The organism is Kitasatospora sp. NPDC001540, from assembly GCF_042894345.1.
GTDB lineage: Bacteria > Actinomycetota > Actinomycetes > Streptomycetales > Streptomycetaceae > Kitasatospora > Kitasatospora phosalacinea_C.
Window position 1 is genome coordinate 36,708 of the sequence record NZ_JBIAVO010000045.1, and the last position, 22,283, is coordinate 58,990.

Below are 22,283 nucleotides of genomic sequence, written 5' to 3' on the forward strand. Positions count from 1 at the left end.
ACGCCTCGCCGAAGCCGGCCGCGCGGGCGAAGGCCGTCCACGGCATGCCGGAGTTTCGGCGTGCTGCTCTCATATCGTGGCGCAGCCGCTCGGACACGATGGCGCTCCTCGGAAATTGGGATCGCGGTTGGATCGGCCCGCTCCATTGTTCCCGGCATGCTCGCGGTGTGTGCTTGCTTCAGGACACTCCGAGGCCGCTTGGGCCCAAAACGCCCGGTGCGCTCCCCGGCCGCGAGCCGCTGACCAGCGCGGTCGCCGGAATCGTGCACAGCTTTCCCGGTTCCTGTCCCGCCGCACCCTCATCGGGGTCCAGGCATCGTTCCACGACCAGGAGGACTAATGTCCGACGCCCCACGGCGCGTCGTACCGCTCGCCGAGCCGCTTTGCACGGCGGCGTGCCTTCCGGCGACGGCGGCGTCCGAACGGGCCGGCCCCACCGCGAAGGCCAGGCCGGCGTCGGCGGCAGCTCGGTGCTCGGCCTCGGCCGCCTCGTCCTGCCGGGGCAGGGCGGCGGTCTCGCATGCCGCGCCCACCGCCTGCGCCCGGGGCCAGGACACTTCGCAGTTCCCTGCCGCACACCCCTGGACCGTTCCAGCAGGAGGGAGACCTTGATGTTCCGAGTACTCGCGCGGACGGCGGACAGCAGCAGCCTCCACGGTGCGGACACCGGCGGCGTCCCGGTAGGGCTGCACATGGAGGACTTCCCGACGGTCTTCACGCTCGGTCCCGATGGCACGGACGCCTCGCATGTCGGCCGCCACTTCCAGGAGATGCGGCTCGTCGAGTCGTTCCCGGCCGCGATGAACCTCGCGTGCGAGCAGCACGCGGCCGCGCTGATCTGCGCCGGGTACGTGGAACCGTCCCCGAAGACGGTCGCGCTGCACCCGGCGACGCGGGCGCTGGCCGAGCGGTGGCTGCCCGGCGCCGAGCAGCGGTACGTGTCGGCGAAGCCGCTGGCGGTGGAGCTGGCCGACCAGGGCGAGGTGGAGGCGTGCATCGGCTCTGCCGACGTCGTTGCGTCAACGGGCCTGGTCGTCATGCGGGAGGTGGCGCCGGTGATGGTGTGGTACCTCTACACCCGGGGCGACGAGCTGGTGGAACCGCGCGTGCCGGCGGCACGGGGTGCGGGCGGTGAGCGGACAGACGGTGGCCTTGCTGGGGGCCGGGGTGATGGCGCGGGAGCTCGCCCCGCACCTGCGCCGCTCCTTCCGGTTGCGCTGTTTCAACCGCACCGCCTCCCGAATACCGGTCGCTCCGGCGGATGCGGTGTGCGCCTCGGCGCGGGAGGCCGCTGTGGGCGCCGACGTGGTGCTATCCCTGGTCGGCGACGACGAGGAGGCAGCGGCCGCGGTGTGGGACGGTGCGCACGGGGCGCTGGCCGGACTTGGTCCGGGCGCGCTCGCGCTGGAGTGCTCGACCGTGTCCGCGGCCCGGATCGACGCATGGGCCGGGCCGCCCGCCCTCGGGTGGGCCGAGACCATCCCCGTGCTGGTCTCCGCGATGCTCCGCACCGCCAGCCTCGACCAGTACGAACAGGGCGACGTCTGGGCCAAGGCCGCCGAGCTGCGGCCCGAACCGGCCGACCTGGCCCCCGAGCGGGCCGCCGCCCTGACCGGCGCGATGCGCCGCCTGATGACCCTCGACACCCGTCAGCTCACCCGATCCGGCGAACCCCCCAGACGGCCACACCGCGTGGGTCGACGCCTTCGAGCAGGCCGGACAGGACCTCGCCCGCGAAGGCCGCCTGGGCTGCGGACTGCGTGGCGTCCTCGCGCACCACCTGCTCTTCCACGCCAACCGCGCCGGGCTGCCGGTCGGCCACCAAGCATCCTTCATCGCAAGGGCGTTGGGCTCCGTCTTCCACTCCGACAAGGGCGCCGTACCCTCGACCACCGCCAGCACCCCAACCCCTAAGGTCACCCACATGACTGCCCTGAGTGACGAAGCCTGCTCCGCCGACCAGCTGCGCGACGCCCTCACCGACCGTCTGCTCGACCAGAACGCCATCCGCACCCCCCCGGTGGAGGACGCCTTCCGCGCCGTCGCCCGCGAGCACTTCCTGCCCGGCTTCCCCCTGGAGGCCGCCTACGCCGACAATCCCGTCTACACCAAGACCGACGGCTCCGGCACTCAGATCAGCGCCACCTCCCAACCCGCCACCATCGCCCTGATGCTCGAACAACTCGCCGCCCGCCCCGGCGAGCACATCCTCGAAGCCGGCGCCGGTACCGGCGTCAACGCCGCCTACCTCGGCCACATCGTCGGCCCCGACGGCCACGTCACCACCGTCGACGTCGACGAGGACCTGGTCGACGACGCCCGCAAGCACCTCGCCGACGCCGACATCACCAACGTCGAAGCGCTGCTGGGCGACGGCGCCCTCGGCCACCCGGGCAAGGCGCCCTACGACCGGATCATCGCCACCGTCAGCACCAGCGAGATGCCCACCCCCCTGGCTTCAGCAAGTCAAACCGGGCGGCCGGATCGTGGTGCCGCTGCGCCTGCGCGGCACCGCCTCCCGCACCATCGCCCTCGAACGCGCCACCGACGCCTGGGGGTCCGTCGACGACCAACTCGCCGTCTTCATGCCGCTACGCGGGAGCATGGACGACGCCCGCCGCGCCCTCGACCTCACCAGGGACGGCAACGTCACCCTCCAGGTCCACCAGGACCAGAACGCCGACGCCGCCCTGCCCTCCGGCATCCTCAACACCCCCGACGGCCGCAAGACCTACGAGACCGACGTGATCGGCCACGGCCCCGACACCGCCGACCCGGCCGCCGACCGCTTCGTCCTCCACCGCCCCCGCCACCCGATCACCGTCACCTGGGAGCAACCACCGTGCACCCGACCGGACCCACCGCCCAGCGCTTCCCGCTGGTGCCCAGGATCCGGCCCGCCTACCTGCCCCTGAACGCCCGTATCGGCAGAACGCCCTGCTCGCCTCCGACCTCAACCTGCCCAACGATGCCCGCGCCCTGTGCCACCGCCACGCCGCCCTCTACCTCACCTGCGACCCGCCTCATCCACGACGAACGCCAGAGGATCGACGGCATCACCGTCCCCGCCCGCCTCACCGCAACCGACCAGCAGCGCGCCGAACTCCGCCAGTGGTTGTGGCGAGTCGTCATCGCCGACGGCACCCGCGCCTTCACCGTCCTCGACCGCTGGCGCGATGCCCTGCGCCACATCGAGCAACACCGCGGCATCGACCGCCGCACCTTCGACGGCCGCCAGACCGCCCTCCTCGCCGCCGCCACCACCGGCGGCCACCCCACCGCCCTCGCCCTCCTGCAGGAGACCGAGCCCGGCGACCCGTGGGAGGAGACGGTCACCGCCGCCCTCACCGCCTTGTGCCGCCCCGGCGAGCAGCAAGCCGCCGCACACGCCGCAGACCTGTGGACCGCCCTCGAACCGGCCGCCCGCCTCGCCCTGGCCGTCCTCGACGCCACCGACCCGGCACCCCGGCCGCCCGAGACCTCGCCCGGTCCGCCGTCACTCGAACGGGTGAATCCGGCGACGGCTACGCCCTGCGTGACCTCCCCGCCCATCCCGCCATCGACCGCCTCCTGGACCAAGATCAAAGAGCCTCCCTCGAACAGGAGCTCGCCGCCTGCGCGCTGGGCGGCGGAAGCCTCCCCGAGAGCGCCCGCAAGCAGCTGGATGTCACGGTGGGCGGCGCCGCCCGGGTGCTCGAAAACGCCCCGTTCGACCCAGGCGCGCCCGGAGGCGACCCACTTGAACGACGGCCGCCCGATCCTCGAACATCGGACCTCCGGCCACTCCCGCCGAGCGCCCAACACGCCTTGAAACGTTGAGACTTGTCGTCCGACTCATGCGGCCGGACCGTCCCGTGACACCGGATACGGAGCCCTGATTGCCTGCCATCTCCGCAGAGATCGCCGCCACCACCCTCGCCCATCTTGCGCGCCATCCCGGCGAACACGCCCGGCTCCGGCCGCTGCTGGACCTGTTGGCCACCGCGGACGACCCGACCGACCGCGCCACGCTGCCCGCGCACGTCACCTGCAGCGGCGTCCTCGTCGACCGCGACCTACGCGTCCTGCACATCCACCACCGGGCCACGGGGCTGGTGCTGTGCCCGGGCGGGCACGGCGAAGCCGGTGACCAGAGCCTGCTGGCGACCGCGGTCCGCGAGGTCGCCGAGGAGGCCGGGATTCCGCCCGGGGCGCTCTGCCTGCCGCCGGGACTGCTGGACGCGCCCGTGGACATCGACGTCAACGACATCGACCCGAACCCGGACAAGGGCGAAGGTGCCCACCGGCACTACGACTTCCGTTTCGTCTTCTACCTCGCCGACGGCCAACTGCCGCCCGTGACCCTGCAGGGGGCGGAGGTCACCGGGGCGGAGTGGCGTCCGCTCGCCGAGGTCTCCTCGCCCGGGCTGCGCGCCAAGCTCCTGGCGGCGGACCTGACCGGTCGGCCGGAGCCGGTGAACGCCTCCGCCGTCATCCACAACGGCCGCGGCGAGTACCTGCTGCATCTTCGCGACAATTTCGCACATGTCTGGGCGCCTGGTGAGTGGAGTCTGCTGGGCGGTGGCCGGGAGGCGGGCGACGCCACGATCGAGGCGACGCTGAGGCGTGAACTCGCCGAGGAGGTACCCGGGCTGCGCCTCGGCGAGGTCGAGCCGCTGGCCGTCGAGTGGACCACCGACCGAAACGGCCTGGCCGTCCCGATCCAGATCTTCACCACCCGCTGGGACGGCCACCCCGACGACGCCGGCCTGCGCGAGGGCGTCCTGCTCCACTGGTTCCGCCCAGAGGATCTGCACCGCCTCAACCTGCGCGACTCCACCCGCCATCTCATCCAGGAGCACGCCGCCACCCACGCCGCCATCCGCCCGCCGGCACCCCGGGCCCAGCTCACTGCCGGCTCGGTGCGCCGCGCGGTCGCATCGGACGCCGGGGAACTGGCGCGGCTGCGCCTGGTGATGCTGCACTCCGCGGGCGTCACCGCGCCGCCCGGCTGGGAACGGACCTGCGCCGACTGGTTCCGCGAACGCCTCGCCGGGCGGAGCGGGTTCGCGGCGTTCGTCGTCGACGGCGGCGCGGGCGCGCTGGTGTCGTGCGCGGTCGCCCAGTACGACCACTGCCTGCCCCGCCCGGGCCGGGCGCCGTACATCGGGGTCATCGCCTCCGTGGCCACCGACCCCGCCCACCGGCGCCGCGGCCACGCCCGGCAGGCGGTCGCCGCCGCCCGGCAGTGGCTCGTCGACGTCGGCTGCGGGCAGGTCCGCCTGACCGCGTCCCCCGACGGGGAACGGCTCTATCGCGATCTCGGCTTCACCGACCCGGACCCGGCCGGGCCGATTCCCCTCGCCTGGAGTGCCCCGTGACCACCGACGCCCACCCGCTCTCCGACCCGCTCGCCCAAGCCCACGCGGACGGCGTCGACCGCACCTCCGCCGGCGTCCTGCGCACCGACCCGGCCGACCGCGTCCTGCTGCTGCGCCGCGCGCCCGGCCCGTCCCCTTCGGAGCCCCGACCTGATGACCGACTCCCCACCGCCCGACCTGCTTGCCTGGGCCGCCGCCCACCTGCCCGGCCCGGTCACGGCGGTCGACTGCTCCTGGCCCAGGGCAACCTCCCGGGTGTGGCGCATCGGCGGCCCCGAGGACGGAGCTGCCGCCTTCGTCAAGATCAGTCCGGATGACGGCGCGTTCGCCCGCGAGGTGGCCGGCTACGCCTACACGGCGCGCTTCCTGCCCGAACGCGAACGGCAGGTGCCGCGGTTGCTGGCGAGCGAGCCGGGGCTGCGCGCGCTGCTCAGCACGGCGCTGCCCGGCCGCGTCGTGCGCGGCCTGCCGCTCCCGCACGGGGTGGAGCTGCGGCTGCACGAGGACGCCGGGCGGCTGCTGTGGCGCTGGCACGACCGCTCGGACACCGGTTCCGCCGCCCACCGGGCGCAGGTTCGCGAGGCGATGGGCGCGTACGCGCGGGAGGCCGCCGAGTGCCGGGATGCCTTGGCGGGGCGGGTGCCGGGCGACGTGCTCGCCCTCGTCGAGGCCGCGGCCGTCGAGATCCCCGGCCTGGCCGACCGGCTGCCGCCGCTGTTCCTGCACGGCGACTACGCGACCCGCAACTGGCTCATCGACGCCGCCACCGGTCGGCACGCCCTGATCGACTTCGAGCAGGCCCGCTACGGCCTGGTGGTCGAGGAGTTCGTCTGGCTGCTGGGGGCTCTGTGGCCCGAGCGTCCCGATCTGCGCGAGGCCTTCTTCACCGGCTACGGCCGCCCGCTCGAACCGGCCGAGGAGCGGCTGCTGTTGCTGCTGACGGTGCGCCTCGGCGCCTCCTACCTGTGCACCGGCCTGCGCGAGGGCCGAGCGGACCTGCAGGAGCGCGGCCACCTCGCCCTCGGCCGCATGGCCGCCCAACCCGCCTGCTCCTGACCCGCACCGCCGGCACTTCCACCACCCCGTCCGCCTTCGAGGAGGAGACCGGTGTCCACCACCGACGAACACCCCGCCCCACCCGCCGAGCAGCGGGCCGGGCACGGCGCGAGCGCCGAGGTCCGGGAGCTGCTGGAGGCCCACGCGGCCCCGCTGCTCGGCGCCCACGCCCTGCTGCGCGACGCCGCGGGGCTGCTGTTGGTCGTCGACCGCGGCAGGGAGGGCGGCTGGGACCTGCCCGGCGGTCCGACCGGCAACGAGTTGCCCGCTGACGCGCTCGCCCGTCACCTGCGCGAAGCCGTCGGCGTCGAGGCTGGAACCGGACGGCTGCTGGTCGTGGACACCGCGCCCGCCGACCGGCGCGGCCGACCGCTGCTGGACCTCCTCTTCGCCGCACACGTCACCGCCGCTGCGGACCCGGGGGCGACGGGACCCACAGGCATCCGCTGGGTCGGCGAGGCGCGGGCACTCGAACTGCTGGGGCCGGCCGCGGCGGCGCGCCTGCGGGCCGCGCTCGGCGCCGAGAAGGGCTCGCACACCGCGCTGCTCGACGACGGCGAACTGGTGACGCCGTCCAAGCGGGACTACTACCGGCAGCTGCCCTCGCCGATGATGGCCGCCACCGTGCTGGTCCGCGACGACGAGGGCCGGGTCCTGGTGCTGGAGCCCACCTACAAGGCGCACCTCGAACTGGTCGGCGGCATGGTCGAGGCCGACGAGGTGCCCGTCGAGGCCGCTGAGCGCGAGGGCGCCGAGGAGCTCGGACTGCGCCGTCGGCCCGGGCGACTGCTGGTCGTCGACAACGTCCCGGCCCGCCTGACCAGCTACGGGCGTGCCCTGGTCGTCCACGTCTTCGACCTGCCGCCGCTGAGCGCCGACGAGGTCGCCGCGCTGGTGCTCGACCCGAAGGAGGTGCGCTCCGCCCGGTGGCTGCCACCGCACGAAGCCCTCGACCAGCTGCCGCACGTCCTGGCCGTCCGGCTGGCCGCCGCGCTGCGCGCCCTGGAGCACGGCACCGTCGAAGTCCTGGAGCATGCCGACACCGCCTCGCTCGCGGACCCGGCACGGGGGGATGCCCAGTGAGCGCGCCCAGCCGCCCGGCCGCCGACACCGGGCACCTCGCCCGGCAGGCGCTGGCCGCCTTCCCCGCCGTCGTCGCCCAAGAGCCCGGCACACCCGGGTCGTACGACGAGCGGGTGCTGGCAGGGTTCGAAGGCGGGGTCGACTTCTCCGGCGGCCAGTGGCAGCGGATCGGCACCGCCCGCACCTACCTGCGCACCACCACCGCGGGCACCGACGGCCGGCGCCCGTTCCTGGTCGTCGCCGACGAGCCGACCAGCGCGCTCGATCCGGCCGCGGAGGTGCGTGCCTTCGACAACCTGCGCCGCCTCGCGGAGCAGGGGGCGACCGTGCTGCTGATCACCCACCGCCTGGCCGCCTCGGCCTCCGCGGACCTCATCTACGTCCTCGAGGACGGCCGCCTCGTCGAGCAGGGCACCCACGAGGAGCTCATGGCCGCCGAAGCCGACCTCGACGGGAGCCGGCCCGGTGTCGGCAGCTACCGCGCCGCCCACCTCCTGCAGGCCCGGCAGTACGCCACCGCCACCCGGCTGCCCGGCCCGCGCCCCGAACCGTCCTCCCCTGCTACCCGCGGCGAAGGGAGCCTGCGGTGATCGTCTGGATCAACGGCCCCTTCGGCGGCGGCAAGACCACCCTCGCCTCCACTCTCCGCGACGAGTTGCCCGGCGCCGTCGTCGCCGACCCGGAGGAGATCGGCTTCCTCCTGCGCCAGGTCTTCCCCGGCAAGTACCGCGACTTCCAGGACAACCCGGCGTGGCGCCCCCTGACCGCCCAACTCGTCGTCCACTGCCACCGCGAGAACGACGGCCGCCCGGTACTCGTCCCGATGACGCTGCTGCGGCGCGGCTACGCCGCCGAGATCCACGACGCCGTCCGCGCCGCCGGGATCCCGCTGCGCCACCTGCTGCTCCACGCCGACCCGGACACGGTCGCCGCCCGCATCGACGCCGCCACGGAGTACCCCGGCGACGAGGCGCGCAGCGCGAAGGTCCGCGCGTTCCGCCGACGGCAACTCCCCTCCTACACCCAGGCGTTCGCCTCCTGGCTCGCCGCCGACGCCGAGGTGGTCGACACCACCGGCCGCACGCCGCGCCAGGTCGCCGACCGGGTGCTGGAGCTCCTCGCGACGGGCGGCCCAGAGGCAGGCGGACGGTGACGGGCCGTCACCGTCCGCCGTCGGCACCGGACGGCCCGTCGTGGAAGTGGAGGAGGGCGTGGTCGTCTTCGACGGCAGCGCCCTCCCCTACGCCTACCGGGCCGTGCACCGACCGGAGGGCCGTTGCGAGCGCCACCTCGAACGCCTGGACCCGCCATCGCCACCGCTGCCACCGCTGCCCCCGTGCCCCCCGCCCGCACAACCCCCCCCCACTCCTGCCACCCGACCGGAAGAAGACGGAGCGGACGACATGATCGAAGGCTGGACCACGCAATCCTCGACCGAGGTCTACCGCGGACCGCGGATGGTGGTGCGCCGCGACGAGATCCGGCGGGCCGACGGCAGCCCGGGCACCTACGAGTACACCGAGGCGGTCGACGGGGTGCGCGTCCTGGCCCTCGACGACCGCGGCCGCGTCGCCCTGGTGGAGGAGGACGTCTACGTGTGCGGCCTGCGGCTGCTGATGTGCCCCGGCGGCGGGTGCGGAGTGGACGAGGACCCGGCGGCAGCCGCGCTGCGCGAACTGCTGGAGGAGGCCGGCATCCGCGCCGCCCGGATCGAACCGCTCACCACGGTGTGGCGGATGCCCGCCGGTGCGCGGACCCGCGAACACCTCTACCTCGCCACGGGCCTGACCGTCGGCGAGCACCAGCGCGAGCCCAGCGAGGCCGACATGGAACTGCGCTGGGTCCCGCTGGCCGAGGCGGTGGCGATGTGCGCCGACGGCCGGATCACCGAGGCCGGCACCCTCGCGGCCGTCCTGCTCACCGCGCACCGCACCACCGGCCTACTGCCGCACCAACCCACTGACCGGACGGTGCGTCCCCCGTCCCCGGACGGGCCGACAGCGCCCCGGGAGGAGGAACCCGCTGACCGCCCGTCACCGTGATCTGCACCCGCGCCGACGGCGACCGCCCGGTGTCGGTGAGAGGCGCGCCTTCGACGGTGCCGCCCCGTCCCGGCCTCCGCACCCCGCCCAACCTCCCGCTGCTCACCAGCAGCCGGCCCGAAGGAGCCCGCCCGTGAACACCGCACCGCCCGTGAACACCGCACCGCCCGTCACCCGCCAGCCGGCCGCGCCGGCGCCGTGGCACCAGCACGACCGCACGATCCTGCTGGACACCCCCTCCTACCTGATCCACCGCGACAGGGTGACCCGGCCCGACGGCACCGAAGGGGCCTTCGAGTTCCACCAGGCCCGCGTCGACGGAGCCCTGACGGTCGCGGTGGACGACCGGGGCCGGATCGCCATGGTCCGCTACCGCTCCTACGTCCACGGCGAGGTCCTCACCCCGCCCGGCGGGGGCCTGGAGCCGGGCGAGGACCCGCTGGAGGGCGCCCGCCGCGAGCTCAAGGAGGAGTCCGGCATCACGGCCGCCTCGTGGCGCCCGCTCGGTGAGACCGCGTTGATGACCAGGTCCACCGCCCGCCTGCACATGTTCCTCGCCCGGGACCTGACGCTCGGTCGGCAGGAGCCGACCGGCACCGAGACGGGCATGACCGTGGAGTGGTGGCCGCTCGAGGACGCGGTCGCCGCCGCGATGGACGGCCGGCTCCTGCTGTCCGGGGCCGTGATGTCCGTCCTGATGGCCGCCCGGGCCCTGGACGCGGCGGGGCGCGCGTGAGCACCCCACCGGCGGCGCAGGTGCCGGCCCGGGTGCACGCCTGGACGATCCCGGAGCGGGAGTACGCCCGTCAGGAGCAGCGCCGGGGGCGGCGGCACGCCTACACCCGCCTCGATCCGGCCCGCACCGCGCTGGTGGTGGTCGACATGGTGCCGTTCTTCGACGGGCCGTACGCGCGCGGGATCATCCCGCAGGTCGAGGCGCTGGCCGTCGGCCTGCGCCGGGCCGGCGGCCTGGTGGCGTGGGTGATGCCGGGCTCCGGCCGGCCGAGCCCGGTCCGCGAGGAGTTCTACGGCCCCGAGGTCACGGAGCTCTTCCGCACCTCGGGCGGCAGCGGTCCGCTCGCGGGGCGTCTGTGGCCGCAGTTCACCGTCGACGAGGACCGCGACCTGCTCGTGGAGAAGGAGGCGGCCTCCGCGTTCTTCCCCGGCCTGAGTCCGCTGCCCGGTCTGCTGGCCGAGCGCGGCGTCGACACCGTGCTGGTGTGCGGGGTCGTCACCGACGTGTGCGTGGCCGGGACGGCGCGCGACGCCTTCACCCTGGGCCTGCGGGTGATCGTGGCGGCGGACGGCACGGCCGCGGGCAGCGACGAGGTCCACAACGCGACCCTGCGGACCCTGTACCGCTCCTTCGGCGACGTGCGCTCCACGGCCGAGATCCTCGACCTGATCCGGGCCGGCCGGTGACCGCGCCCGCGGGCCGGGCCGCCCGGGTGCGCGGTGGCGGCCGCCGGACTTCCGCCCCTGCCGCCCGGGGCAGGGGATCGCGATCGTCGGCGGCGAGACGGTACTGGCCGCCGCGCTGCTGCCCGCGCACGCCTTCGCCCTACGGGCCGCCGCTCCGGCGGTGGCCCGCCGCCCGCCACCGCAGTTGTCCACCCTGCCCACCGGAGCACGCGCCGACCGGCCCGAACCGACCTGGAGCCACCGACTTGTCCCTCTTCCCCGGCGCCGCCGGCGCCTACCGCACCTTCCGGCCGGGCCTGCCCGCGGCTGCCGTCACGCTGCTGACCGACATCGTGCGCGGCACGCCCCACCCGGTGCTGCTCGACCTGGGCACCGGCACCGGACAGGTCCCGGCCGCCCTGCACCAGGCGTTCGCGCGGATCGACATCGTCGAACCCGATCAACAGATGATCGACGAGGCGAGCGCGGTCCTCCGCCCCCTCCTGGGCGACAAGCCCCTGGGGGTGCACCGCTGCCCGGCCGAGGGGTTCACCGCCCCCTCCCCCGGCTACCGGGCGCACCTGGTCACGATCGCCCGAGCGTTCCACTGGATGGACCAGGAGGAGGTCCTGCGGCTGCTCGACCGGCTCACCGCACCGGACGCGGCCGTCGCCGTCATGGGCGACGGCAGCCTGTGGACCGCCCGCTCGCCCTGGACCGATGCCCTGCGCGCGCTCATCCAGAGCTACCTCGGCCAGGAGCGCCGCGCCGGCACGCGGGGCACCTACACCCGGCCGCGCCGCCGCTACGAGGAGGTCCTCGCCGACTCGCCGTTCTCCCGCGTCGAGGAGCACGCCTGGCCCGTGTCCCGGCAGTGGACACCGCGGCAGGTCCTCGGCTACCTCGCCAGCACCAGCTTCGCCGCACCCGCCCTGTTCGGCGAGCGGCACACCGCCTTCGAGACCGAGGCGCTGAACCTGCTCGGCCGCCACGCGGCGGACGGCCCCCTGACCGAGGACACCGTGTTCACCGTCCTGCTCGCCCGCCGCCCCTGACACCGCGACACGCCGACTCCCCGGAGACGCCCGTGAACAGCAGCACGCCGACGACCGCGGCCACCAGCCCGACCCCTGCCCGCGAGGGCCGGGTGCGCACCGAACCCGGCCCGGGCTTCGCGCCTACCGTGGCCCCGCACAGGAGGCGCCACGGCGACGACCTGGCCCTCGCACCCGGCAGAAGCACGGTCGACCAGCACGTCCCGCCCGCCGAAACCGGCACGTCGACCGGCACGTCGACCGCCGCGGTGCCGCCGTACGTGCAGCGCTACCTTCCCCTGATCGGAGAGTGAACGGTGGAACTCGGCGAGATCACCGAGCGGGCGATGCGCGTCCACGCCCTGTACGACCGGCTGAACGCGGCGCAGCGCGGCTGCACCTGGACCCGGCAGGACTTCGTCCTCGGCTTCGCCGGGGACGTCGGTGACCTGGCGAAACTCGCCCAGGCCGCCGACGGGATCCGCCCCGCGCCCGCAGGGCGCGACCTCGGCCACGAACTGGCGGACTGCCTGTGGTCCGTCGCCGTGATCGCCCGGCTGTACGGCGTCGACCTCGAATCCGCCTTCACCGCCACCATGGCGGACCTGGAACAGTCGATCACCGGTCAACTCGGCCAGGAGGAGCAGTGGTGAAGCGGATCGAGTTCGACGAGCAGGCGTACGCGCGGCGGTCCCGGAGCGGGCCGTGCTTCATCTGCCGCCTGCTGGCCGGCGACGAGGAGTTCCGGCACGAGATCGTCCACCGGGACGAGCAGCACGTCGTGTTCCTGGACCGGTACCCGACCCTGCTCGGCAAGCTCCTCGTCGCCCCCGTCGCGCACCGGCAGGACGTGATCGGCGACTTCACCGCGGCGCGGTCCGCCGCGCTGTGGCACACCGTCCACCGTGCCGGGGCCGCACTGCGGCAGGTCGTGCCGACCGAGCGGATCTACCTGCAGAGCCTCGGCTCCCACAGCGGCAACAGCCACGTCCACGTCCACGTGGCCGCCCTCCCGCCCGGCGTGCCCTACGAGCAGCAGCAGACGGCCGCCCTCGCGTGGGAGAGCGCCGGACTGCTCGACGTGCCGCCCGAGGAGACGGCCCGGATCGCCGGACGGCTGCGCGCCGTCCTCGCCCTTCCCCCGGCCCCGGGGCCCTCCGCCGCCGCGGCCGGACCCGTGCCGGTGCAGGCCCGTCACCGGGAGCCCGTCGACGTCCACCTGCTCCTGCGCCGCGACGGCGCGGCGGGCCCCGAGGTCCTGCTGACACGCCGGGCCGGAGCCGTCTACGCCACCGGACTCGAGCACCTGCCGTCGGGACACATCGACGGGTCCCACGAGGACGCCGTGCAGGCCCTGATCCGCGAGGCCCGCGAGGAGACCGGTGTCGTCGTCGACCCGGACGACGTCCGGCACGCCGTCACCGTCCACCACCGGGGACCGGGCGGCGACTCACGGGTGGGCCTGGTTTTCGAGGTGCTCCGCTGGAACGGGGAGCCGGCCATCAGGGAGCCCGACCTGTGCGACGCCATGGGCTGGTACCCGCTCGCCGACCTTCCCGCGGGAATGGTGGCCTACTGCCGGGCCGCCCTGGACGCCTACCGCGCGGGGCACCGCTTCGCCGTCCACTTCCAGGAGCCGGGCGACACGGTCGCCTACGACCCGCACACCGACCGGCTGCGCGCCTTCTCCTCCGCCGGCACTGGGGAGGAGGGTCCGGGCCGGGCGGTGCGGGAGTTCACCGAACGGGCCGTCGGCCGCCTCTCCTCCTGGACCGACGTGTCCTGGGCCCGGCCGGGCAGCCGGGTGTGGCGGGTGGACGGCGCCGGGGGCGGCCGCTGGTACGTGAAGATCCATCAGAACCCGCGCTTCCACGGCCGGGAGGTGGCTGCGTACCGCACCTGGGTGCCCGGACTCGGGGCGGCCGCGCCCCGCCTGGTGGCCGCCGACGCCGACCTCCTCGCGGTCGTCGTCACCGCGTTGCCCGGCACCTCCCTGCACGGCGCCGTCCACCCGCCCGGGCAGCAGCGCGAGATCTTCCGCCGGATCGGGGCGCTCGCCGCCGCGATCCACCGTCCGGCCCCCGCCGCCGGGCCCGACGAGACCCTGCGGGCCGCGCTGGGGAAGCTGGAGCGGCAGTTGGACGGCGCCCGCGCCCACCTGGCGCCCGGCGACGAGGAGGCCGTCCGCGCCCTGGCCGCCCGTGCCGACCTGCTGCCGCAGCCCGAGCCGGTGTTCACCCACGGCGACCTGCAACTGCGGAACCTGCTGCTCGGCGAGGCGGGCGAGCTCTACGTGATCGACTTCGAGCGCGCCCAACCGGGCCCCGCCCTCCGCGACTTCGTCCGCCTCGCCGACCTCTGGGCGCACCGCCCGGACCTGCTGGAGGCGCTGGCCGACGGCTACGGCCGCCCCTTCACCGCCGCCGAACTCGAGTACCTGGCCGTGCTGGAGGCCCTGGACGCGGTCTCCGGCGTCCAGTACGGCGCCGCCTGCGGCGATCCCGAACTCCTGGAACGCGGCCTGCGCACCCTCACCCGGCTCCGCACCGCAGCCGACCGGCTGGCAGCCGGGCGGAAGGACACGGTGTGAGGGGCCTGTTCGACGATCCGGGCTTCGCCGCCCTGACCCTGGTCGTCGTGGACTTCGAGGGCCTGACCCCGCCCGGTCGGCCGCAGGAGCCGACCGAGGTCGCCGCGCTCGCGCTGCGGCCCGAGCGCGGACGCCTGGTGGAGGTCGGCCGGTTCGAATCCCTGATCCGGCCTCCCGACGACGTTCCGGTCACCGCCCGCAGCGCCGGGCTGAGCGGCATCACCGCGCAGATGCTCGCCGCCGCAGCCCCGGCCGCCGTGGTCATGGCCCGCCTGGACGCGCACCTGACCGCACCGCCCTACCGGCTGGTCGCCCACCACGCCCCCACCGAGGCCGGGATGATCGCCCGTCAGGCCGCGCACTGCCCCCGGCTGGCCGCCACACCCCTGCTCGACACGATCCGCCTCGCCAAGGCGCTCCTGCCCGGCCTCGGCTCCTACCGCCTGGACCACCTCCTGGCCCACCACGCGATCGCCCGGCCGGCCGACCGGCACCGGGCGATGCCCGACGTCACCGTCACCGCCCGACTCCTGGAGCGCCTGCTCACCGACGGGTGCGCCACCAACCGGTGGCGCACCCTGCTGGACCTGGACGCTGCCGCCGGACTGCCGCCCAAGCACCCCACTCCCCACGGCCCCGAGCCGCAGCAGCACGCCCTGTTCTGACCACCCGCGTACGGCACTGCCTGAACCCCGCCACCCAGCACACATCCGATCCGAGGACCGACGTGACCGCACCCGCTCTCACCGCCGAACACTGGAACCAGAGCTACACCGACGGCATCGCCTTCAGCGCGCTGCGCCCGCAGGAGGTCGCCGCGCTCGCCGAGCACGCGCCCGCTCCCGAGGGCGGCGGCCGGGCCCTGGACGTGGGCTGCGGTCTGGGCGACCTGGCCGCGCACCTCGCCGCCTCCGGCTACGCGGTGGACGCCCTCGACCTGTCCGCGGCCGCCCTGGAGCGCGCCCGCGCCGCCCACCCGGAGGCCGCGGTGCGGTGGCTGGAGGCGGACGTCGAGGACGCCGACCTGCAGCAACTCCTCGGCGACGATCCGTACCTGGTGATCACGGTGCGCCTGTCCGTGGCCTTCCTGGCCGACCGGACCACCACCCTGCACCGGCTCGGCCGACTGCTGGCCCCCGGCGGCACCCTGCTGATCACCACCCCGCTCGCCGCCACCACCCCCGCCGGGCACCGACGCATCGCCCTCGACGAGGACGAGATCGCCGCCCTGACCTCCGGCTGGGAGGACGTGCGGCGCCTCGACGCAGGCGACCTCGCCGTGCTGGTGCTGCGCGGTCCCTGCCGGGACACCGTCGCGACCGAGCGCAGCGCGCCGGCCACCGGCAACGTCGCGGTCGCCGGCGCGCTGGCCGTGGTCACCGACGACCGCGGCCGGGTCCTGCTCGGCTGGTCGACCAGGCGCATGTGGGAACTGCCCGGCGGCAAGATCGACACGGTGGCGGACGGCGACGGCGAGACGCGGGCAGAGAGCCTGGAGGAGGCCGCAGTGCGCGAACTCGCCGAGGAGAGCGGGCTGCTGGCCGTCGGCGCCACGGTCGTCACCATCCTGGTCGACCACGCCCAACGGGTACCGCGGATCACCGCGGTGGTGCGCGTCGCTGCCGCCACCGGCACCCCGGAGGTGCGGGAGCCGGAGAAGTTCGTGCGCTGGGAGTGGATGGACCTCGACGCGTTGGACTGCCTCGGACCGGTGTTCACGCCCGCCGCGCAAGCTCTGAACGCGATCTGGCCCGGCACCGTGAACCGCCTCCCGGAGGTCTCGTCCTACCCGCACGACGCCCCGGCCCCGGCCGTACCGGGCGACAGCCCCGAGGCCGCCCGGCGCCGTGCCGCGATGGCCGAACAGGTCGCCGCCGCCCACCCGCACCTGCCCGCCGAGGTCCTCGTCGCGCTGCGTACCGTCGAGCGGCACCGCTTCCTGCCCGAGGCCGGCCTCGACGTCGCCTACGCCCCCGACCGCGCGTACGTCACCCGCCGCGGCGCGCACGGGCAGGCGACCAGCTCCGTCTCGGCAGCCGACATGCAGGCCCTGATGCTCGACCAGGCCGCCGTCACCCCCGGCGCGCGGGTGCTGGAGATCGGCAGCGGCGGCTGCAACGCCGCCTACCTCGCCCACCTCGCCGGACCGTCCGGCCACGTCGTCACCGTCGACCTCGACCCGCAGGTCGTCCGCCGCACCCGCCGCGCCCTCGCCGAGACCGGCACCACCGGCGTCACCGCCCTGCTGGGCGACGGCCACCGCGGGGCGCCCGCCCACCTGGTGCCGCGCGGCGGGTTCGACGCGATCGTCGTCACCCACGCCGCCCGCGACCTCGCCCCCGCCTGGTGGGAACAGCTCGCCGACGGCGGCCGCCTGGTCCTGCCGCTCGACCTCCACACCTTCACCTGGTCCGTCGCCCTGCGGCGCCGCGGCGACACCCTGGTCAGCACCGGCCGCTGGATCAGCTGCGGTTTCGTCCCCGACACCACCGCCGGCCCCACCCCGCACACCCGCCTCGCCGATGACGTCCTGCTGTGGCACGCCGACGGGCCCGTCCCGGCCACCGACGGCCTGCCGCAGGCCCTGCGCGGAACCGGACACGAGCGGCGCACCGGCGTACGGGTCGCACTCGGCGAGCCGTACGACTCGCTGCACCTGCACCTGCTGACGGCCCTCCACGGGAACGGCGGGTGCACCCTGTTCCAGGACCAGGAGCCCTCCGGCCTGACCCGGCTGCCCGGCGACCGCACCGCACCGGCGCTCACCGCCGACGGCTCGCTCGCCTACCTCGTCCCCGAACCCGCCGAAGACGGGGCCGAGTTGACCGTCCACGCCGTCGGCGCCCGCGGCCCCGCCCTGGCCGGGCGGCTGGCCGCCGCCGTCCGCCACTGGGACCGGCACCTGCGCGGTCGCGGCTACCCCCGCCTGACCGTCCACCCCGCCACGGCCCCGGACGCGGGGCTTCCGACCGGCCCCGTCATCGACAAGCCGGGCGGGCGGCTGGCATTCCAGGCCGTCGGTCCTGACGCGGCACCAGCCGATCGGATCCGGCAGGCCAACCGATGAGCGGCACCCGGCACCCCGCGAGGCCGGACACCGGCCGGAGCGTGCCTGTCCGCTGGGCACCGCCGCTGACCGGAAGGAACGAAGCACCGTGATACGGGTGGCGAACCTCAACGCCTACAAACTGGGCCCGCACCTGGTGGGCACGGACCGCTGGCGCGCCCTGGTCGCCACGATCCGCGAGATCCGCCCGGACGTGCTGTGCCTCCAGGAGATCGTCGCCGACGAGGAACCGCGCAGCGGGGAGAGCTTCTCCGACCGCGACGCGCGCTGGCGCGCGGAAGCCGAGACGGTCGTCCAGCACCTCGCGGGCGACTGCGGACTGAGCAGTTCGACCCTGCGCTCCGACCGGACCTACGGCGGCGTCGCGATGGCCAACAACGTGCACCGGGGCTGGTTCACCGCGGTGCTGTGGAACCCGACCGCCGCCGGGCCCGTCCCGGGCGGGTTCCGGCCCATCGGCGCGCCCGACTTCTGGCACGGCCTGACGAGCGTCCGCCTCGACCTGGGTGCGCGGGAGCCGGTCACGATCTGCTCCTACCACGGCGACCCGTTCCGGCCCCGCCACCGCCTCGACGAGGCGCTGCGGCTCAAGGGCCTGCTGCGCCGCACCGGCGGAGCGCAGCCTGGATTCGTCTGCTGCGACGCCAACTCGATCTCCGCCGCCACCCACTCCCGTGACGGCGGCCCGGCGCTCTACTACGACGCGGAGCCGTACACCCACCAGACGCACGACGACCTCGAGTACCAGGTCCTCGAAGGCACGCTCGGCACCACGAACCTGGCCGACCGCAGGCCGACCGAGGTCCTGCTGCGCGGCGGCTTCACCGTGGACGCCGCCGCGCACCTGGGCGTGCCCTGGGAGGCGACGGTCGGGTACTGGGAGGACGGCCGAGGCGACCCGGACCCGTGGGGGGAACGCAGGATCGACCTGGTGCTGGCGACCCGGCCCGTCGTCGGCGCCGTGGCCGGCTACCGCATCCACCGCAGCGAGGCCGCGCGCAACGCCTCCGACCACCTGCCGGTCGTCGTCGACGTCGACCCCGCCGCCCTGCCCGGCCGCGTTGGCCCTCCCCGCGGCCGGGAGCACCCCCTTCGCACCGGAGCTTCGACACCCGCGGAAGGACCCCATGCACGTCATCACCGGTGAACTCCCCGGCGGCAGCCGCCCCTCCGAGGACCGCGTCCTCGTCAGCGACGACCGCGACCTGGTGGTCGTCCTCGACGACGTCTCCACCCTCAGCGACGACACGCCCCGCGGCGGCTGGTACGCGCAGACCCTCGGCGAGGAGATCCTCACCGCCCACCGCCGCACCCCGCGACTCGACCTGCGCGACACCCTCCACGAAGCCCTCACCGCGGTGTCCGGCACCCACGCCCTGACCCCCGGCGCATCGCCGGCGGCCACCGTCGCGATCGTGCGCCACCGCCCCGACGACCGCATGGTCGACGCCCTGGTCCTGTGCGACACGATCGTGCTCGCCCAGCAGCACGACGGCAGCGTGGAAGCCCTGCGCGACGACCGGCTGGAGGACCTGGTGCGCCCGCACCCCGACATGGAGCGGCTGCGCGAGCACCTGCGCGCCGGGCACGGCTTCTCCTCACCCGCCCACCGCGAGATGCTCGGGCGGCTGCGCCAGCACCAGTTGCAGCACATCAACCGCCACGGCGACCCGTACGCGTACTGGGTGGCCGAAGCGGTTCCGGCCGCCGCCCGCCACGCGGTGGTCCGGTCCTGGCCGCAGGCGCAGCTACGGCGCGTGCTGGTGGCGACCGACGGCGTCCAGGCCGGCGTGGAATCCTACGGCCTGTGGGCCTGGGGGCCCCTCGTCGAGGCATGCGCCGACACGGGCTTCGGGCCGCAACGAGCCGTCGAGCGCATCCAGGCGTACGAACACACCGACGACCCCGACGGCGTCAAGCACCCGCGCTACAAGATCTCCGACGACAAGGCCGTGGCCCTGCTCTCCTTCGACCCGCACCGCTGAACAGCGCACCCCTGCCGCACCCGGCCCGGCGCCCGTTCCACCTTCACCGATCGGTCCCGCCGCGGCCGGTCGGTGGACACCTCCGTGCCGCCGCCCGGCGGCGCATCCCTTCCCACCACGAAGAGGCGAGATGGAGAAGTTCACCCCGAAGTTCCAGGGCCAGGACTGGCCCGACCGCAGCGGGCCCGGCAGCGGCGCCCGCGCGCTGCACGTCTACGCCGTGCCGGACCTCGACGCCAACCCCGAACTCGCCCGGCTGGTCGCCGAGTGCCACCGGGCCATGGCGCCCTTCCCGATCAACCTGATGACCGGCACCCTGCACTCCACCGTCGAGATGGTGGCCGACACCACCGCCGAGGTGATCACGGCCGCCGAACGCGCCGACCTCGCCGCGGCCCTGCGCCACCACCTCGCCGGCGCCGCCCCCGTCGAGGTCACCGTCGGCAGCCCCGTCGCCAACCGGGCCGGCGCCTACCTCGACCTGCACCCCGACCGCGAACTCGTCGCCCTGCGCGAGCAAGTCCGCGCCGCCATCGCTGAAGTCCGCGGACCGCACGCACTTCGGCACCCGGGCGGTCGACCCCACATCACCCTCGGCTACGCCTGGGCCACCGCGTCCTCCGACGCCCTGCAGACCGAGCTGCGCCGGATCTCCCCGAGCCACGCCCCGCTGACCTTCAGCAGCGTTCAGCTGCTGGACGTCCTGTGGCGACAGCAGCCGCGCCCCGACGGCCAGTCGGCCTGGGAGATCTCCTGGGACCTGGTGGAGACCTTCCCGTTCGCCCCCGCCGGCTAGGGTCTTTCTTTTGGATCAGCGGGCGGACCGGATGAAGATGCCTGCGATGGGGAGTCCGGCCTGGTGGACGGTGGCGGTCTTCTCGTAGCGGGTGGCCGGACCGCGCCGGTTCTTCAGGCGGTTGATGCAGCGTTCGACGGTGTGGCGTTGTTTGCCGGCGTCGCGTTGTCGGCGTCGCGGTCGAAGGCAGGCGGTCGGCTGCCGTTGCGGCCCTTGCGTTTGCGGTTGGCGACCTGGTCGGCCGGTTGGGGGATCACCGCCCGGATCCCGCGCCGGCGTAGGTGTTGGCAGTTGGCCCTTGACGAGTGGGCCCGGTCCGCCAGGACCACGAGAGGCCGGGTCCGTGGTCGGCCGGCCGCCCTGGGCACTCGCGGGGCGGCCGTGACGTGCTCGAACGCGGGCGCGTCGTCGGCTTGGCCGGGAGTGGGGTGGAAGCACGACGGGCGGCACCGGCTGTCTGCGGCGGGGTGGATCTTGGTGGTCGGTCCGCCGCGGGAGCGTCCGATGGCGTGGTGGTCGGGTTCGCCGGCCGGGGCCCCTTTTCTGCGGGCCCCGGCGGCGTTCTGGTGGGCACGCACGACGGTGGAGTCGGCCGAGACGACCCAGTCCAGGTCGCCTTCGGCGTCGGCCTGGGCGAGCAGGGCGGTGAAGACCCTCTCCCGGGTGCCGTCGATCACCCGGTTCCTCGGCCGGGTGTGGGCGCCTTCCAGGAGCCGTGCTCGGCGGGGGGTGGACCCCTTGCGAGCCGGTCTGGAACTTCCAGGCGATCGCGTCGGTCACCTGCCGGTGGTCGCGCCACCGCACGCCCGCCTCGGCGTGCGATCCGGCAACAACGGCTCCATCCGCGCCCACTGCGTGTCAGTCAACGGCACACCAGACCAACGATCAGATGATCCGAGAGAAACGGCCCAGCGGATCAGTTGAGTGGTCGCCCTGGATCTAAGTGTGGTGTCCCGGAACGTTGGTGACGGTCCACCGGAGACTGGAGCGGCATGGGCCAGGATGGCACGGGCCGGGGCGACCCGCCGACACGTGTCGGGAGAGACCGTGCCCGCGGTTGACAGCCCCGGGTCGTAGGCTCGCTGCGACCGCTTGGAGACCGCGAGCACTTGCCGAAGGTGGACCGCATGGCCAAAGTCCGCGTGCACAACTTCCACATCTCCCTGGACGGCTACAGCGCAGGCGAGACGATCACGCTCGACGCACCCATCGGGGGCGCCGAGAGACTGTTCGGGTACTTCGACGGGCGGTTCATCCACGGTGTGGACGCCGTGGACGCGCCGATCACCCTCGATCGCGCACTCACGAGCACCTGGGGCCAGGGGATCGGGGCCGAGATCATGGGCCGGGGCAAGTTCGGTCCGCAGACCGGCGAGTGGACCGACGACGACTGGCGGGGCTGGTGGGGCGACGAGCCCCCCTTCCGCACGCCCGTGGTGGTACTCACCCATCACCGGCGCGACCCGGTCTCCTTCGACAACGGTACGAGCTTCCACTTCCTTGACGCCACGCCCGAGGAAGCCCTCGCACGCGCCCTGGAGCTCGCCGACGGCCGGGACGTCCGCATCGGCGGCGGCCCCTCCACGGTCCGGCAGTTCCTGGCCGCCGACCTCGTCGACTTCATGCACTTGGTCACCGTGCCCGTCACCCTGGGCGCCGGGGTGTCGATGTGGGACGGGCTCGCCGGGGTCCAGGACCGCTTCACCATCGAGTCGGCGACCTCGGCGAGCGGTCTCACCCACCACTTCTGGAACCGGACCAGGGCCGGACAGGCCTAGAAGTCTGATGAAGATCTTCTTGCTGGGGGGGCTGTCCCGGTTGGGACAGCCCTCCTGCGCTATGCGGTTGTGGGAGTGATGGTCCAGGTGT

Annotated in this window: 21 protein-coding genes and 2 pseudogenes; 22 read left to right on the forward strand and 1 reads right to left on the reverse strand. The window is 74.5% G+C overall.

Features of this window, described 5'->3' with window-relative positions:
• The first annotated feature begins 1,146 nt into the window (after positions 1-1,146).
• From ACFY00_RS33970 to ACFY00_RS34070, 21 genes and pseudogenes are all read left to right on the forward strand, one after another.
• Positions 1,147-1,914, forward strand: a complete 768-nt coding sequence (locus ACFY00_RS33970) for an NAD(P)-binding domain-containing protein (RefSeq protein ID WP_388037030.1) — start codon at positions 1,147-1,149, stop codon at positions 1,912-1,914.
• Between the two features lie 10 nt (positions 1,915-1,924).
• Positions 1,925-2,401 (forward strand): annotated as a pseudogene (locus ACFY00_RS33975) (methyltransferase domain-containing protein); the annotation flags it as partial.
• Between the two features lie 85 nt (positions 2,402-2,486).
• Complete coding sequence (locus ACFY00_RS33980) at positions 2,487-2,915, forward strand: hypothetical protein (RefSeq protein WP_388037036.1); 429 nt, start codon at positions 2,487-2,489, stop codon at positions 2,913-2,915.
• Positions 2,916-2,968: 53 nt separating this feature from the next.
• The gene (locus ACFY00_RS33985; RefSeq protein ID WP_388037038.1) at positions 2,969-3,811 is read left to right on the forward strand and encodes a hypothetical protein; all 843 of its coding nucleotides are present in this window, start codon (positions 2,969-2,971) and stop codon (positions 3,809-3,811) included.
• A gap of 67 nt (positions 3,812-3,878) precedes the next feature.
• On the forward strand, positions 3,879-5,360 hold the full coding sequence (locus ACFY00_RS33990; protein WP_388036986.1) for a GNAT family N-acetyltransferase: 1,482 nt from the start codon (positions 3,879-3,881) through the stop codon (positions 5,358-5,360).
• Between the two features lie 153 nt (positions 5,361-5,513).
• A complete protein-coding gene (locus ACFY00_RS33995) occupies positions 5,514-6,416 on the forward strand; it encodes an aminoglycoside phosphotransferase family protein (protein WP_388036989.1) in 903 nt (300 codons plus the stop codon).
• Between the two features lie 51 nt (positions 6,417-6,467).
• Positions 6,468-7,499, forward strand: coding sequence for an NUDIX domain-containing protein (locus tag ACFY00_RS34000; protein WP_388036992.1), 1,032 nt, complete (start codon positions 6,468-6,470; stop codon positions 7,497-7,499).
• On the forward strand, positions 7,496-8,089 hold the full coding sequence (locus tag ACFY00_RS34005) for a hypothetical protein (protein ID WP_388036995.1): 594 nt from the start codon (positions 7,496-7,498) through the stop codon (positions 8,087-8,089). The genes ACFY00_RS34000 and ACFY00_RS34005 overlap by 4 nt, the downstream gene beginning before the upstream one ends.
• Positions 8,086-8,652, forward strand: a complete 567-nt coding sequence (locus ACFY00_RS34010; protein ID WP_388036998.1) for an AAA family ATPase — start codon at positions 8,086-8,088, stop codon at positions 8,650-8,652. Before ACFY00_RS34005 ends, ACFY00_RS34010 begins: the two co-directional genes overlap by 4 nt.
• Positions 8,653-8,902: 250 nt before the next feature.
• Positions 8,903-9,541 (forward strand): NUDIX domain-containing protein, encoded by a 639-nt coding sequence (locus tag ACFY00_RS34015; RefSeq protein WP_388036999.1) that lies wholly within the window; start codon positions 8,903-8,905, stop codon positions 9,539-9,541.
• Between the two features lie 133 nt (positions 9,542-9,674).
• Positions 9,675-10,277 (forward strand): NUDIX domain-containing protein, encoded by a 603-nt coding sequence (locus ACFY00_RS34020; protein WP_388037001.1) that lies wholly within the window; start codon positions 9,675-9,677, stop codon positions 10,275-10,277.
• Positions 10,274-10,963: an isochorismatase family protein gene (locus tag ACFY00_RS34025; RefSeq protein WP_388037003.1), complete on the forward strand. Its 690-nt coding sequence runs from the start codon at positions 10,274-10,276 to the stop codon at positions 10,961-10,963. The genes ACFY00_RS34020 and ACFY00_RS34025 overlap by 4 nt, the downstream gene beginning before the upstream one ends.
• A 245-nt stretch (positions 10,964-11,208) precedes the next feature.
• Entirely contained in the window at positions 11,209-11,997 is a 789-nt protein-coding gene (locus ACFY00_RS34030; RefSeq protein WP_388037004.1) for a class I SAM-dependent methyltransferase, read from the forward strand.
• A 32-nt stretch (positions 11,998-12,029) separates the two neighbouring features.
• Positions 12,030-12,290 carry a hypothetical protein gene (locus ACFY00_RS34035; RefSeq protein ID WP_388037007.1) on the forward strand — a complete coding sequence of 87 codons (261 nt, stop codon included), beginning with the start codon at positions 12,030-12,032 and terminating at the stop codon, positions 12,288-12,290.
• Between the two features lie 3 nt (positions 12,291-12,293).
• Complete coding sequence (locus ACFY00_RS34040; protein WP_388037010.1) at positions 12,294-12,629, forward strand: nucleotide pyrophosphohydrolase; 336 nt, start codon at positions 12,294-12,296, stop codon at positions 12,627-12,629.
• Positions 12,626-14,566 (forward strand): phosphotransferase, encoded by a 1,941-nt coding sequence (locus ACFY00_RS34045; RefSeq protein WP_388037013.1) that lies wholly within the window; start codon positions 12,626-12,628, stop codon positions 14,564-14,566. Before ACFY00_RS34040 ends, ACFY00_RS34045 begins: the two co-directional genes overlap by 4 nt.
• Entirely contained in the window at positions 14,563-15,231 is a 669-nt protein-coding gene (locus ACFY00_RS34050; protein ID WP_388037015.1) for a PolC-type DNA polymerase III, read from the forward strand. Before ACFY00_RS34045 ends, ACFY00_RS34050 begins: the two co-directional genes overlap by 4 nt.
• 62 nt (positions 15,232-15,293) lie before the next feature.
• Positions 15,294-17,633 carry a methyltransferase, FxLD system gene (gene fxlM / locus ACFY00_RS34055; protein ID WP_388037018.1) on the forward strand — a complete coding sequence of 780 codons (2,340 nt, stop codon included), beginning with the start codon at positions 15,294-15,296 and terminating at the stop codon, positions 17,631-17,633.
• Between the two features lie 97 nt (positions 17,634-17,730).
• Entirely contained in the window at positions 17,731-18,780 is a 1,050-nt protein-coding gene (locus ACFY00_RS34060) for an endonuclease/exonuclease/phosphatase family protein (protein WP_388037021.1), read from the forward strand.
• Positions 18,761-19,618: a protein phosphatase 2C domain-containing protein gene (locus ACFY00_RS34065; RefSeq protein ID WP_388037023.1), complete on the forward strand. Its 858-nt coding sequence runs from the start codon at positions 18,761-18,763 to the stop codon at positions 19,616-19,618. The genes ACFY00_RS34060 and ACFY00_RS34065 overlap by 20 nt, the downstream gene beginning before the upstream one ends.
• Before the next feature lie 130 nt (positions 19,619-19,748).
• Complete coding sequence (locus ACFY00_RS34070; RefSeq protein ID WP_388037025.1) at positions 19,749-20,414, forward strand: 2'-5' RNA ligase family protein; 666 nt, start codon at positions 19,749-19,751, stop codon at positions 20,412-20,414.
• 15 nt (positions 20,415-20,429) lie between these two features.
• Here the strand turns inward: ACFY00_RS34070 and ACFY00_RS34075 are convergent.
• Positions 20,430-21,256: pseudogene (locus tag ACFY00_RS34075) on the reverse strand (IS5 family transposase).
• 285 nt (positions 21,257-21,541) lie between these two features.
• On the opposite strand from ACFY00_RS34075, the gene ACFY00_RS34080 reads away from it, so the two are divergent.
• Positions 21,542-22,192 carry a dihydrofolate reductase family protein gene (locus tag ACFY00_RS34080; protein WP_388037028.1) on the forward strand — a complete coding sequence of 217 codons (651 nt, stop codon included), beginning with the start codon at positions 21,542-21,544 and terminating at the stop codon, positions 22,190-22,192.
• Positions 22,193-22,283 lie beyond the last annotated feature (91 nt).

Coding starts and splice junctions, on each gene's coding strand:
- ACFY00_RS34080 (WP_388037028.1), top strand. CDS start 21,542: ATGGCCAAAGTCCGCGTGCACAACTTCCACATCTCCCTGGACGGCTAC.
- ACFY00_RS34065 (WP_388037023.1), top strand. CDS start 18,761: ATGCACGTCATCACCGGTGAACTCCCCGGCGGCAGCCGCCCCTCCGAG.
- ACFY00_RS34015 (WP_388036999.1), top strand. CDS start 8,903: ATGATCGAAGGCTGGACCACGCAATCCTCGACCGAGGTCTACCGCGGA.
- ACFY00_RS34070 (WP_388037025.1), top strand. CDS start 19,749: ATGGAGAAGTTCACCCCGAAGTTCCAGGGCCAGGACTGGCCCGACCGC.
- ACFY00_RS33995 (WP_388036989.1), top strand. CDS start 5,514: ATGACCGACTCCCCACCGCCCGACCTGCTTGCCTGGGCCGCCGCCCAC.
- ACFY00_RS33985 (WP_388037038.1), top strand. CDS start 2,969: ATGCCCGCGCCCTGTGCCACCGCCACGCCGCCCTCTACCTCACCTGCG.